This is a genomic window from Nannocystis bainbridge (genome assembly GCF_028368995.1).
Lineage (GTDB): Bacteria > Myxococcota_A > Polyangia > Nannocystales > Nannocystaceae > Nannocystis > Nannocystis bainbridge.
On the sequence record NZ_JAQNDL010000002.1, the window covers coordinates 727,140 to 740,032 of the forward strand.

Consider the following 12,893-nt stretch of genomic DNA (forward strand, 5'->3'; position numbering starts at 1 on the left):
GCTGCGGATGGGCGCCGACCCGCGTCCCCGACCGCTGCACGGCTGGCCTCGTGGGTGGCTCGAGCGCCGGTCGTCGGCTTCGACGTGGGGCCTGGACTCCGCGGTGTGGCTTTCCGTGGGATGGCCGGCCGGGGCCGGCCGGCCATCCCGCGGACCTCTGGGCGAACTATCCGGCGCTCGTCGAGGCGCGACGGGCCTGCGCGACGCGAGGGTCGTCTGCGTCGCGGCGGACCTCCGGTGGCGGGGCTCGTTCGCGAGAGATCGTCGGTTGCGGGGCTCAACTTCGCTGCGATACGCGTCCGCGATGCAGAGGCCCGTCCGCGTTGCGGAGCCCATCAGCGGCGTGGGGGCTCGTCGCGCTACGTCGGGGAGGGGCGCTCGCCGGCTGCGCTCGCTGTGAGAGGTGGCCTCATGTACATGTCCTTTGGAGAATGTTCCAAGGGACATGTCTGCGAGGACATGGTGGAAAGAGCATGCTCAAAAGAGCATGTCCTCGGGTGAGTCGTGGACGATCAGCCGGGATCGAGGCCGACGCTCTTGACGATGGCGGTCATCGCGGGGCGGGCGGCGGCGAGGTCGTCGCGGGTCTTGATCGGGAGGAAGCGGGCGCGGTCGACTCGCAGGCAGGCGGTGCGGGCGAATTCGGTGATCTGGCCGATGAGCTGTTCGAACTGGATGACGGCGAGGTCGTCACGGCCGGGCCACTCGACGGCGCGCTCGACGGGGAACCAGGTGAGGGGGTAGGGGCGCTCGAGCGCGGCGAGGGAGATCCACAGGGTGTTGGTGTTGAAGTGCGGGTACTGGGCGAGAGAGGTGCCGGGAGGGAGGCGGAAGGACTCGATGATGGTGGCACGGCCGTCGAGGTCGGCGACGCAGCCGCCAGCGTCCTCGGGGGCGCGAGCGACGACCTCGACGCTGAGCTCGGCGCCGCCTTCGACGGCTTCGAGGTGAGCACCGAGGACGGTGGGGTCGAGGGAGGCGCCGAGGTTGTCGACGTTGGAGACGAGGAGGTGCTCGACGCCGCGGGCCCGCAGCTCGGCGACGATGCCGCTGTCGCGGACGCGCCGCAGGGTGTCGCCGTGGCCAGGGGCGGCGTAGACGGTGGTGTCCGGCAAGAGGTCGGCGCCGGGCAGGGTGACGAGCGGAGTGCCGTCGGGGAGGACGCGCGGCATGAGCGACTGCAAGAACTCGTGACGATCACGCTCGGGGATGCCCGACCAACCAAGGGTGGCGAGGTGATCGCGGGAGGCGGCAGCGGTGGCGAAGCTGTGCATGACGACCGCGGGGACACCAGCGGCGCGGACACCAGCGAGCTTGACGGCGAGGAAGGAGAGGTCGGGCCGGTCGGGCAAGACGGGGACGACGCCCTTGACGACGCCGCCGAACCTCGTGGCCATGCCGCCGTTCAAGATCAGGGCGGCGACCTTGCGCGCAGCCAGAGCTGCCTCGCCGCGGGCCCGCCTGGCAGGGCGGGCGTGAGGCTCGTCGAGGTCGAGCAAGGCGTCGTCGCCGAGCGGGCGCGGCGGGGCAGGCAGGCGAGCGCGCGTGGGGCTGAGCTCGCCGCGGGCGAGGGCGCTGCGCAGCTGATCGAAGAGAGCAGCGTCGAAGGCGATGTCGGCGACCGAGGGGCGGAGCATGTCGCGCTGGTCTTACTCCACGTCCGGCATGAGGTCGAACCGAGGGCCGCGAAACGCCCGCACGCGCGCGGTCCAGGCGGCTGGTCGGCGCCGGCCCGCCGAGGTGCGCAAGTCCCTGCGGAACCACCGCGAGCGTGGGAGCCAGATACGCCTCGCGGTCGAACGCGGGCCGTGACGCGCGTCGGTGAGGGGGCTCGGTGCTCGAGTTTCGCGGTGACGCGCGTCGGTGAGGTCGCTCGGCGAGAGCGCGCCCCTTCGTGATCGACGCGCAGGTCGGGGCTCAGAGGCGACCGACGGAGCGCGCCCAGGCGACGGTGTGCTCGAGGCCCTTGGCGAGCGGCCACTGCGGCGCGTACTCGAGCTCGCGCACGGCCCGGCTGTCGTCGCACCACCAGCCGGGAGCCATGCTGCCGCGCGCCTTGTCGAGGGTCAGCGCGGGGGCCTTGCCGCGCAGGCGACCGATGGCGTGGTTGATGCCGGCGACGGTCCACACGGCGACCTGCGGCATCGGCAGGGCGAGGGCGCGGCGACCGAGCGCGGCGGCGGCGGCCCGCCCGAAGTCGACGACGGTGCTGCGCTGGCCGTCGGTCAGGTAGTAGATGCCGGCGCCGGTGGGGTGCGAGCTGTCCTCGGGGACATGGTCGAAGGGGCTGCCGTGATCGGCGAGCACGTGGTCGCCCTGGCGGGGGATCGGGATGCCGCGAGCGCCGGCGCGGGCGATGCCGTCGACGAGGTCGAAGGCGTGGATGAAGGACATCCACGTGGATCGCATGCCGGGCTGGGCGATCACCCCGAACTTGGCGGAGCGGATCATCTGCAGCATGTCGAGGTCGCGCGGGCCGTAGACGGCGGGCGGACGCACGATCACGGCCTCGACGTCGCCGGCGCGCGCGGCCGCGAAGATCAGCCGCTCGCCGTCGAGCTTGCTGTCGCCGTAGAGCGTGTAGCCGACGCGCGGGGCGTGGTGCTCGCGCCGCGCGACCTCGGGGTGCGAGGGGCCGGCGGCCATCAGCGAGGAGACGTAGACGAGCCGCCGCGGCCGTCGTGGGGCCTGACGGATCGCCGCGAGCACGTTGTCGACCCCGGCGGCGTTCGCCAGCGCGAACTGCTCGCGCGTGAACGCGGCGGTCAGACCGGCCACGTGATAGACGACCTCGGCGCCGTCGAACGCGGCGGCCATGGCTTCGACGTCCGTCAGCGAGGCGCGCACGAGCTCGGGTCGCGCGTCTGTCCGCGCGAGCGCGTCGGCGAGGTTGTCGAGGTTGGCGCTGGCGCGGACCATCGCTCGCACCGCGTCGCCGCCCGCGAGCAAGCGATCGACGAGGTGGCTGCCGATGAACCCGTTGGCCCCGGTGACGACGACCTTCGTGGGCACGATGCGGGGGGATTACCGGGCGCGCGCCGCTTCCGTCAAGGCTGTGACGTCGCACTCGCGAAGCCTCGATCGCGGTCTTGTGTCCGCGTGACATTCAGCCAGTGTGCGACGCATTTCGCAGTCCACACGCGAGCGCGAGCGCGAACCGGCCGTCGAGGTCGGTGGCAGGTCACCGAGATTGTTGCACTCGAGATTAACTACCAGCGGCCGATGCAGCCGCATGCGGGCGCCTCACGGCGCATCATTTTATGCATCGGTTTAAATAGTTCGGCGATAAGGCCAGCGCGTCGCAATCTGCAACACGTGAAGCTACGCATCAGCGCGCGCTGCACGTGGATCCGCATGCGATGAAGAACAAAATTTCCGTGACAGCCGCGATACTTTCGCTGTAACTACGCCCGGGCCTCGATATGCCGGGGAGTACCGTAATGGGCCGCGAAGCCGAGCACAGTTTGGCCGACTTCTACTTCTCGGACAGCGACGATCCGCTCTGTCCGCCCGAGGGCTTCGTGCAGTGGGCCGAGGCCGGCTCGTGGGCGATGTCGATGTACGAACCCCACATGCTGGGGGCCGTCGCACCGCGCATGGCCATCGAGCGCGCCGGGGTTCGCAGCGACGTCATCAACCTCAGCTCGTACAACTACCTCGGGCTGGCGACCCACCCGGAGGTCGTCGAGGCGGCGCAGGAGGCCCTGCGCACCTACGGCACCGGCGCGTGCGGCTCGCCGCTGCTGTCGGGCCTGTCGGACCTGCACCGCGGGCTCGAGCAGGAGCTCGCGGCGTTCCTCGGCCAGGAGGACTGCATCCTCTTCAACAGCGGCTTCGCCGGCGGCATGGGCACGCTGGCGGGCGTGCTGCGCAAGGGCGACGTGGCGATCCTCGACGCCAAGACGCACCTTTGCTCGATCGACGGCGCCAAGCTGGCGCGCGCCAAGCTGGTGTTCTTCGACCACAACGATCCCGACTCGCTGGACCAGGCGCTGAAGGACAGCGAGGGTCAGCGCCGGCTGGTGGTGGTCGAGGGCGTGTACTCGATGGACGGCGACACCGCCGATCTGCCGAAGCTCCTGCCGGTGGCCGAGAAGCACGGCGTCGGCGTGCTGATCGACGAGGCCCACTCGATCCTCGTGTACGGCGCGAACGGCCGCGGGGTCGTCGAGCACTACGGCGCCGAGAAGTCGATCGGCCTGCAGTTCGCGACCTTCAGCAAGGCGTTCGCCGGCTGCGGCGGCTTCACCGTCGGGCCGCGCTCGCTGCTGCACTACATGCGCTACTACATCAACGCCTACGGCTTCAGCTGCGCGCTGCCGCCGTCGGTGGTGGCCGGGCTGCGCAAGGCGCTCGAGGTGGCGACCCGCGACAATTCGCTGCGCGAGACGCTGTGGGCCAACACCCGCTACTTCCGCGAGAAGGCGCTGCAGATCGGCCTCGACCTCGGGCATGGCTCGAGTCAGGTGGTGCCGATCATGGTCGGATCGGATCGCCGCCGGCTGTATGAGTTGACGCGCACGCTGCACCGCCGCGGGCTGTTCCTCGCGCCGGTCGACTACCCCTCGGTGCCCGAGGACGGGCTGCGCTTCCGCGTCGCGATCACGGCCGCGCATACGCGCGCCGATCTCGACCGCGCGCTCGAGATCCTCGAGGATACGATCATCCGCGGCCGCGTCGACGAGGCGGTCGAGTGAGCGGGACAGGGGAGGGGGCACGACGATGACGACGCTGGTGTTCATGTTCCCAGGGCAGAGCTCGCGCTACCCGGGGATGCTCGGCAAGCTGGCCCGGCTGCATCGCCGCGCGGCCGAGGTGCTGGCGGTCTGCAGCGACGTGCTCGGCCGCGATCTCGGCGCCCACACCAGCGAGGACAACCCGACCGCGTTCGACCGCAACGTCGACGTCCAGGTCGGCGTGTTCGTCGCCAACCACATGATGCTCAGCGCGCTGCAGGCCGAGGGCGTCGACGCCGAGCTGTCGCTGGGGCTGTCGCTCGGCGAGTACAACCACCTCGTGCACATCGGCGCGCTCGAGCTGCCGGAGGCGCTGCGCCTGGTCCAGGCCCGCGGCGAGGCCTACGACGCCGGCCCGCGCGGCATGATGGCCTCGGTCCAGCCGCTCGACCTCGAGACGCTCGAAGAGGTCGTCGAGCAGATCCGCGGCCAGGGCCTCGGGGTGCTCGAGATCGTCAACCTCAACTCGCCGAAGCAGCACGTGCTGTCGGGCGAGGCCGCCGCGGTCGAGGCCGCGGTCGCGCTGCTTGAGGACGAGCATTACGTGGTGCCGACGATCATCGAGCGCCAGGTGCCGATGCACTCGTCGCTGTTCGAGCCGGTCGGCGCGGCCATGCGGCCGTACCTGCAGCGCGCGCGCTTCAAGGCGCCGCGGCTGCCGTATCTTCCCAACCGCCGCGGCGAGCTCGTGCCGACGCCGACGCCCGCCGACTTCGTCGAGCTGCTGGCGGCGCACGTGCACACGCCGGTGCTGTGGCGCAAGTCGATCGACCGCGTGGCCGAGCGTCACCCGGGCGCGGTGTTCGTCGAGGTCGGCCCGCGCCAGGTGCTGCACAACCTGCTCGACCGCAAGTGGTCGACGCGGCCCAAGTACGCGACCGACAGCCGCGACGACGTCGCCGAGCACCTCGCCGGCGTGCTCGCGGCGCTGCGCCAGCACCTGCCGCCGACGACCCGCAAGGACAAGGCCCGGGAGGCGTCGTGGACCAGCTGAGCGGCCTCGACGCGCTGGTCAAGCAGCACCGCCGCCGGCCCGTGTTCGTGCCCGGAGAGGCCAGCACGCGGGTCGAGTTCGGGCGGGCTGCGATCGAGCGCATGCTGCCGCACCGCGATCCGTTCCTGTTCGTCGACGCGATCGACGCCGTCGAGCTGCCGCGCACGCCTGAGGCGCCGGGCATGATCCGCGGCGCGCGGACGATCGACGCCGCCGACCCGGTGTTCGCCGGTCACTTCCCCGGCGACCCGGTGTACCCGGGCGTGCTGCTGGTCGAGGCGATCGGGCAGCTCGGGATCTGTCTCCTCCACCTCATGGCCAAAGGGACAGCCAGCATCGACGCCGCGGACACGCCCGCGCGCCTGCGGCTGCTCAAGGTCCACCACGCCCTGTTTCAGGGCGGCGTCCGCCCGGGCGAGCGGCTGACGCTGCTCGCCCGCTCCCTCGAGCACAGCGACTACGTCTCGACCTGCGTCGGCCAAGCCCTCCGCGGCGAGGAGGTCCAGGCCCTCGCGGTGTTCGAGGTCTACTTGATGGACTGATCCCCCCAGAAGAGCACGCATGGTCTCATCGCAGGCACAATCGCCCCGCCGCGTGGTCATCACCGGCCTCGGCATCAACACGCCGCTCGGCGACGATCTCGACACGTTCTACGCCAACCTCGTGGCCGGCAAGTCGGCGATCACGCGCTGGAAGTGGCACAACAACGAAGGCGTCTACTCGAAGATCGGCGGCGATCTCTCGCAGTACGACGTCAAGGCCAAGCTCGAGCGCATGCGCGGCGTGCTTCCGGCCGAGGTGCACAAGCGGGCCCGCCAGCTGTGCAACAAGGCGCCGTTCTCGACGTCGCTGTCGGTGCTGTGCGCGGCCGATGCCTGGCGCGATGCCGGCATGGTCGAGGTCGCGGACCCGACCCGCTGCGCGGTGCTGGTCGGCGGTCACAACCTCAACGAGCGCTACTTCGCCGACAACTACGTCACCTTCCAGACGGAAGACCCCGACTACATCGACTCGATGGCGGCGCTGCACATGCTCGACACCGACCACGCCGGTTCGGTGAGCGAGATGCTGGGCTGGAAGGGCGCCTGCTATACGCTCGGAGGCGCGTGCGCCAGCGCCAACGTGGCCCTGCGCAACGCGATCGACGAGATCCGCCACCACGACCACGACATGGCGATGGTGGTCGGCGCGGTGCTCGACTTCTCGCAGATGGGCGTGCACGCGATGGCGCTGCTCGGCGCCATCACCTTCGAGAGCTTCAACGACACGCCCGAGCTGGCCAGCCGGCCGTACGACTCGCGGCGCGAGGGCTTCGTGCCGTCGCACGGCGCCGGCGCGCTGGTGCTCGAGGAGCTCGGCCACGCGCTGAAGCGCGGGGCGACGATCTACGCCGAGGTGCTCGGCTGCACCTCGAGCTCCGACGGCTGCCACTTGCCGTCGCCATCGACCGAGGGCCAGGCGCGCACGATCGAGCGGCTGCTGCGGCGCGCGCAGGTGCGGCCCGACGAGATCGATTTCGTCAGCGCCCACGCGACCAGCACGCCGCTCGGCGACCTGTCCGAGCTCAACGCGATCCGCAAGGTGTTCGGCGCCCACGCCAAGAAGCTCAAGATCAACGCGCCGAAGTCGATGCTCGGCCACACCTGCTGGTCGGCGCCGGCGGTCGAGACCGTCGCGGCGATGCTGCAGATGCGCGGCGGGGTGCTGCACCCGTCGATCAACATCGACCAGCTCGACCCCGAGGTCGACGTCGACGTGTGCGCCAACCAGGCCGTCGAGCATCGCATCGAGCTCATGGTCAAGAACTCGTTCGGCTTCGGCGGCCTCAATTGCTGCGCGCTGTACCGTCGGTGGGATCCGAACGCCCTGTGAGCCGCGCCATGAACTTCTTCGTCACCGGGGGTTCGCGGGGGATCGGCGCGGGGATCGTGCTCGAGGCGGTGCGCGCCGGCCACGACGTGGCGTTCGCGTACCGCAGCAACGACGAGGCCGCGCGCAAGATCGAGGCCGAGGCGGCGGCGATCCGACCGGGCGCCAGGTGCAAGGGCTACGCGCTCGACGTGAGCCGCTCCGACAAGGTCGGCGAGGTCGCCGACGCGGTGCTCGACGACTTCGACAGCATCGAGGTGATCGTCAACTGCGCCGGCATCAACCGCGCCAATCTCGTGGTGTCCATGTCCGACGAGGAGTGGCACGACGTGCTGGCGACCAACCTGCACGGGCCGTTCTACGTCGTGCGGGCGTTCCTGCCGTCGATGCTGGCGGCGCGGTTCGGCCGGATCGTCAACATCTCGTCGATCCAGCACAACGGCGCGGCCGGGCAGGCCAACTACGCCGCCAGCAAGGCCGGCCTGCACGGCTTCACCCAGGCGCTCGCCAAGGAGTACGGGCGCAAGGGCATCACCGCCAACGTGGTCGTGCCGGGCTTCTTCGACACCGACATGACGCGCGAGACGATGCCGCAGGCCGCCAAGGACTACTGGCAGCAGTACTGCCCGATGCCGAAGGGCCGCATGGGCACGCTGGCCGAGCTGGCCGCGGCGGTGCTGTTTTTGGCCACGGGCGGCAGCTTCATCAACGGTCAGGTCGTGCCCGTCACCGGCGGCCTCGACTGGACGTACTGAGGGGAGGACGGCGATGGCGCACCACCGGCCGCGCGTCGGCATCGAGCGGATCACGGCCTACCCGTGCACGCTCTCGCTCGACATGAAGCTGCTCGCAGAGGCGCGTGATCACGATCCGCGCCACCCGCTCGACGAGCTGTGGGTCCGCGAGCGCTCGCTCAACCCCACGTGGGAGGATCCGGTGACGATGGCGGTGAACGCCGCGCTGCAGATCGTCACGCCCGAGGACCGCAAGGACATCGAGCTCGTGATCGTCGGCACCGAGTCGTCGGTCGACTTCGGCAAGCCGATCTCGACCTACGTGCAGCGCTACTGCGGCCTCACCGCGAACTGCCGCAACTTCGAGACCAAGCACGCCTGCTACGGCGGCACCGGCGGGCTGATGATGGCGGCCCACTGGGTCGCGTCGGGCGCGGCGCCCGGCAAGAAGGCGCTGGTGGTCTGCACCGATCAGAGCCGCGTGCACCTCGGCCAGCCGTGGGAGTACGTGCTCGGCGCGGCGGCGTCGGCGATGCTGGTCAGCGCCCAGCCGGACGTGCTCGAGATCGACCTCGACACCTGCGGCTACTGGACGCAGGAGATCTTCGACACCTACCGGCCGACTTCGACCAAGGAAGTCGGCCACGCGGACACCAGCCTGTACGGCTACCTCGACGCGCTCGAGGGCGCGTACGACCACTTCGTCGCCCGCTCGGGCATGGTCGACTACGACGCCGAGTTCGCCCGCCACATCTATCACGTGCCGTTCGGCGGCATGACCTTCCGCGCCCACCGGGCGCTGCTGCGCCGCGGCCCGCACGAGATGGCGCTGCGCGAGGCCAGGGCCCACTTCGAGCGCAAGTCGAAGCAGGCGCTGCGCTACAACTCGCGCTTCGGCGGCACGTACACCTCGGCGACCTTCATCGCCATGCTCGGCCTCCTCGACGCCGACCCCGAGCTGCGCGCCGGTGACAAGGTCTCGGTGTTCTCCTACGGCTCGGGCTCGTGCGCCGAGTTCTACCGCACGACCGTCGGCGAGCGCGCGCGCGAGCAGGTCGCCAGCCAGCAGCTCGCCGCCGGCCTCGATCGCCGGATGCCGCTGACGATCGCCGAGTACGAGGATCTCGAGCACCAGCGCGCCGGCTACATCGACCAGAGCGACTACGAGGTCGACCAGTCGGGCCTGCGCGGGCTGTACGAGCGCGCCTACGCCGGCAAGGGCCGCCTCGTGCTCGACGCGGTGCGCGGCTTCCAGCGGGAGTACCGCCTGTCCTGAGGGACCGATCCATGCTGCGCACGTGCCCCGTCACACCGCCCGCGCCGCCCTTCGGCGACGCGCGGACGGATCGCTCGTCCCCCCGCCACCATCCTGCGGAGATCTGAGCCGATGCGCGTCCGCTGCGAAGAGGGCGAGCTGATCCGGCGACTGTTCCTCAGGACAGGTCCTGGAGGACATGTCGCTTTGGACACCGACGGGATCGCCGCGCTGGCCGAGGCGGTCGAGCGCGCGGTCACCTTCCCGGCGCGCGCGCTGGTGATCGCCAGCGAGGGCCCGGAGTTCTGCGCAGGCATGGACCTGGCGGCGGCGCTGAAGACCCCGCCGGCGCAGATGCGGGCGGCGATGGAGCGGTTCGCCGGCTGCCTCGAGCTGCTGGCGAGCGCGCCGGTGGTGACGATCGCGGTGGTCGGCGGCCCGGCCAGCGGCGGCGGCGTCGGTCTGGCGGCCGCCTGCGATCTGGTGGTGGCGGCAAAGACGGCCACGTTCGCGCTGCCGGAGCTGCGCTACGGGCTGGTGCCGGCGGTCATCTTGCCGGCCCTCGAGGCCCGGATCGGCGCGCGGCGGATCCGGAGGTTAGCGCTCACCGGTGAGCTGGTGTCGGCGGCCCAGGCCGAGCCGTGGGGCCTCGTCGACGTCGTCACCGACGATCCCGACGCGGCCCTGCGCGGGCTCCTGCGATCGCTCTTGCGGGCGCGGCCGCAGGCGGTGGCGACCCTCAAGCGCATCACCGGGCCGGCGGGGCAGGGCGGGGTGGCCCAGACCGCGGCCGACCTCGAGGACCCCGAGCTGCGCGCGGCGCTGGCGGCCCTGCTGGCCGACGGGCAGGCGCCGCCGTGGTTCGCCAGGCTGAAAGGACAGGAATGAACGCGCATGTCCCTACGGACAGCCTCGTCGAGGTGACGCTCGAGCGCGACGGCGTGGCGGTGCTGACGATGCGAGACGCCGCCGGCAAGAACGCGTTCAGCCGGGCCTTCGCGGCCGCGCTGACGCGGGCGCTGGAGGACCTCGGGCGGCGCGCCGACGTGCGCGCGTGCGTGATCGCGGGCCTGCCGGAGGTGTTCTCCGCCGGCGGCGACCGCGACGTCCTGCTCGGCCTCGCCGACGGCACGATCGCCCCGTACGACCTCCTGCTGACGCGCGCGCTGCTCGAGGTGCCGGTGCCGACGATCGCCGCGATGGCGGGCCCCGCGGTCGGCGGCGGGCTGGTGTTCGGGCTCGCCTGCGACATGGTCGTGATGGCCCGCGAGAGCCGCTACGGCCTCAATTTCATGGACCTCGGGTTCACGCCGGGGATGGGCGCGACGCGGCTGGTGCAGTTCGCGTTCGGCGAGTATGTCGGCGCCGAGATGCTGCTGGGTGGCCAGTACTTCCGCGGCGAGCAGCTGGCGGGGCGCGGCCAGATCAACGCGGTCGTGCCGCGCGCCGAGGTGCTGCCGCGGGCGCTCGACATCGCGGCCCGGATCGCCGACAAGCCGCGGGCTGCGCTGCTGTTGCTCAAGCGTGCGCTGGCGTTGCCGCGCCGGCGCGCGTTCGAAGAGGCGCGCACGGTCGAGTCGATGATGCACGAGGTATGCTTCGCCGACCCGGAGACGGTGGCGCGGATCCGCACCAACTACGGGCCAGGCCAGGGAGGATGACGCTTGCTCAATGACTTCAAGGACAGGGTCGTCTTGATCACGGGCGGGACGCGCGGCATCGGCCTCGCGTGCGGGCTCGCGTTCGGGCGCCAGGGCGCGCGCACGGTGCTGACGCACCGCTGGGGCTCGGCCGACGAGAACGACATCAAGGCCCGCTTCACCGCCGTGGGCGCCCCGGCGCCGCTGGTGCTCGAGGCCGACGCGTCGCGCGAAGAGGACACCGACAGGCTGACCGCGCGGCTCAAGGAGGAGTGCGACGGCGTGTGGGCGTTCATCAGCAACGTCTGCGTGGTCCAGCGCGGCGACGGCCCGGAGAAGCACACCCGGCGCGCGCTGTACAAGAGCCTCGAGTACTCGAGCTGGCCGTTCGTCGGCTACCTGCAGGCGCTGCACGCCGCGTTCGGCCGCTACCCCCGCTACGCGCTGGCGATGTCGTCCGACGGGCCCGACACCCACTACCCGGGCTACGACTTCGTGGCGGTGGCCAAGGCGGTGCTCGAGACGTTCGTGCGCTACATGAGCACGCACCTCTACGAGCAAGGCTGCATCGTCAACGCCTTGCGCACCCGCCAGGTCATGACCGAGAGCTACGAGCAGATGTTCGCCGCCCAGCAGCGCGAGCTGGCCGGCAAGTTCCCCGAGTTCGCGTGCACCGTCGACGAGGTCGCCGACACCACGCTGGCGCTGTGCAGCGGGCTGTTCGACGCGATGGGCGGGCAGGTGCTGACGCTCGACCGCGGGGCCGCGTTCGTCGACAACGTCGCCACGCTCGGGCCGCGGCTCGTCGGCGGCAGCGACAAAGAAGGAGCTCCGGCGTGATCCTCCGCAACGATCTCAAGGGCAAGGCCGTCATCGTCACCGGCGGCACGGCCGGCATCGGGCTGGCGACCGGCCTCCTGTTCGGCAAGCACGGCGCGCACGTCTATCTGACGCACCGCTGGGGCTCGGCCGACGAGGACGAGCTGCGGGCCCAATTCGAGGCCGCGGGCGCGCCGGCGCCGACGATCGTCGAGGCCGACGCGTCGCAGGACGAGGACACCGAGGCGCTGATGCAGCAGGTGAAGCGCGACCACGACGCGGTGTTCGCCCTCATCAGCAACGTGTCGTTCGCCCACGTCAGCAAGTCGCACGAGGACCTCGACAAGAAGAGCTTCCTGCGCAGCCTCGGGTACAGCGCGTGGCCGTTCGTCGGCTACCTGCAGGCCATCCACGAGACCTTCGGCCGCTGGCCGCGCTACGCGGTGGGAATGTCGTCGCGCGGGCCCGAGTACTTCCTGCCGGGCTACGACTTCGTGGCCGCGAGCAAGACCGTGATGGAGACCTTCTGTCGCTACCTCACGGCAGATCTGCTCAGTGAGGATGTTCGCATCAACATCCTGCGCGCGAACCCGGTCGAGACTGCATCGCTGGAGGCGACCTTCGGGCCCGAGTTCGTCCCGTTCTGCAAGAAGTACTACTCGGAAGGCTGGTTCATCCAGCCAGACGAGGTCGCGGCCGCGGCGCTTGCTCTTTGCAGCGGCCTCATGGACGGGGTCAAGGGGCAGATTCTGCTACTGGACAGGGGCCTCGGTTTCGCCGACAACGTCGTTCGCCTGTTTTCGGCGCGCGAGCGTCACGGGCTGAATTTTTGACCTTCGCTTCCTG

12 protein-coding genes are annotated in these 12,893 nt (G+C 70.8%); 10 read left to right on the top strand and 2 right to left on the bottom strand.

The annotated features are described in order from the left end of the window. Positions 1-512: 512 nt before the first annotated feature. Positions 513-1,637, bottom strand: coding sequence for a UTP--glucose-1-phosphate uridylyltransferase (locus POL25_RS20480; RefSeq protein ID WP_272087803.1), 1,125 nt, complete (start codon positions 1,635-1,637; stop codon positions 513-515). A gap of 280 nt (positions 1,638-1,917) precedes the next feature. Further along, positions 1,918-3,012 carry an NAD-dependent epimerase/dehydratase family protein gene (locus POL25_RS20485; RefSeq protein WP_272087804.1) on the bottom strand — a complete coding sequence of 365 codons (1,095 nt, stop codon included), beginning with the start codon at positions 3,010-3,012 and terminating at the stop codon, positions 1,918-1,920. 428 nt (positions 3,013-3,440) lie between these two features. Here POL25_RS20485 and POL25_RS20490 point away from each other — a divergent pair, with 428 nt between their 5' ends. The 10 genes from POL25_RS20490 to POL25_RS20535 all read left to right on the top strand — a co-directional run bounded on the left by POL25_RS20490 (position 3,441) and on the right by POL25_RS20535 (position 12,880). Continuing rightward, positions 3,441-4,697: an aminotransferase class I/II-fold pyridoxal phosphate-dependent enzyme gene (locus tag POL25_RS20490; protein WP_272087805.1), complete on the top strand. Its 1,257-nt coding sequence runs from the start codon at positions 3,441-3,443 to the stop codon at positions 4,695-4,697. Positions 4,698-4,740: 43 nt separating this feature from the next. After that, positions 4,741-5,730: an ACP S-malonyltransferase gene (locus POL25_RS20495; RefSeq protein WP_272087806.1), complete on the top strand. Its 990-nt coding sequence runs from the start codon at positions 4,741-4,743 to the stop codon at positions 5,728-5,730. Further along, on the top strand, positions 5,718-6,272 hold the full coding sequence (locus tag POL25_RS20500) for a 3-hydroxyacyl-ACP dehydratase FabZ family protein (RefSeq protein WP_272087807.1): 555 nt from the start codon (positions 5,718-5,720) through the stop codon (positions 6,270-6,272). Before POL25_RS20495 ends, POL25_RS20500 begins: the two co-directional genes overlap by 13 nt. Before the next feature lie 19 nt (positions 6,273-6,291). Continuing rightward, a complete protein-coding gene (locus tag POL25_RS20505; protein WP_272087808.1) occupies positions 6,292-7,602 on the top strand; it encodes a beta-ketoacyl-[acyl-carrier-protein] synthase family protein in 1,311 nt (436 codons plus the stop codon). Between the two features lie 8 nt (positions 7,603-7,610). Continuing rightward, positions 7,611-8,354 (top strand): SDR family oxidoreductase, encoded by a 744-nt coding sequence (locus tag POL25_RS20510; RefSeq protein WP_272087809.1) that lies wholly within the window; start codon positions 7,611-7,613, stop codon positions 8,352-8,354. A gap of 13 nt (positions 8,355-8,367) precedes the next feature. Further along, entirely contained in the window at positions 8,368-9,609 is a 1,242-nt protein-coding gene (locus POL25_RS20515) for a hydroxymethylglutaryl-CoA synthase family protein (protein WP_272087810.1), read from the top strand. A gap of 111 nt (positions 9,610-9,720) precedes the next feature. After that, positions 9,721-10,476, top strand: a complete 756-nt coding sequence (locus POL25_RS20520; protein ID WP_272087811.1) for an enoyl-CoA hydratase/isomerase family protein — start codon at positions 9,721-9,723, stop codon at positions 10,474-10,476. Next, complete coding sequence (locus tag POL25_RS20525) at positions 10,473-11,249, top strand: polyketide synthase (protein ID WP_272087812.1); 777 nt, start codon at positions 10,473-10,475, stop codon at positions 11,247-11,249. Before POL25_RS20520 ends, POL25_RS20525 begins: the two co-directional genes overlap by 4 nt. 3 nt (positions 11,250-11,252) lie before the next feature. Then, positions 11,253-12,068, top strand: a complete 816-nt coding sequence (locus POL25_RS20530) for an SDR family oxidoreductase (RefSeq protein WP_272087813.1) — start codon at positions 11,253-11,255, stop codon at positions 12,066-12,068. Next, positions 12,065-12,880: an SDR family oxidoreductase gene (locus POL25_RS20535; RefSeq protein ID WP_272087814.1), complete on the top strand. Its 816-nt coding sequence runs from the start codon at positions 12,065-12,067 to the stop codon at positions 12,878-12,880. Before POL25_RS20530 ends, POL25_RS20535 begins: the two co-directional genes overlap by 4 nt. Positions 12,881-12,893: the final 13 nt, after the last annotated feature.

Coding starts and splice junctions, on each gene's coding strand:
- POL25_RS20525 (WP_272087812.1), top strand. CDS start 10,473: ATGAACGCGCATGTCCCTACGGACAGCCTCGTCGAGGTGACGCTCGAG.
- POL25_RS20480 (WP_272087803.1), bottom strand. CDS start 1,637: ATGCTCCGCCCCTCGGTCGCCGACATCGCCTTCGACGCTGCTCTCTTC.
- POL25_RS20510 (WP_272087809.1), top strand. CDS start 7,611: ATGAACTTCTTCGTCACCGGGGGTTCGCGGGGGATCGGCGCGGGGATC.
- POL25_RS20515 (WP_272087810.1), top strand. CDS start 8,368: ATGGCGCACCACCGGCCGCGCGTCGGCATCGAGCGGATCACGGCCTAC.
- POL25_RS20520 (WP_272087811.1), top strand. CDS start 9,721: ATGCGCGTCCGCTGCGAAGAGGGCGAGCTGATCCGGCGACTGTTCCTC.
- POL25_RS20505 (WP_272087808.1), top strand. CDS start 6,292: ATGGTCTCATCGCAGGCACAATCGCCCCGCCGCGTGGTCATCACCGGC.
- POL25_RS20490 (WP_272087805.1), top strand. CDS start 3,441: ATGGGCCGCGAAGCCGAGCACAGTTTGGCCGACTTCTACTTCTCGGAC.
- POL25_RS20495 (WP_272087806.1), top strand. CDS start 4,741: ATGTTCCCAGGGCAGAGCTCGCGCTACCCGGGGATGCTCGGCAAGCTG.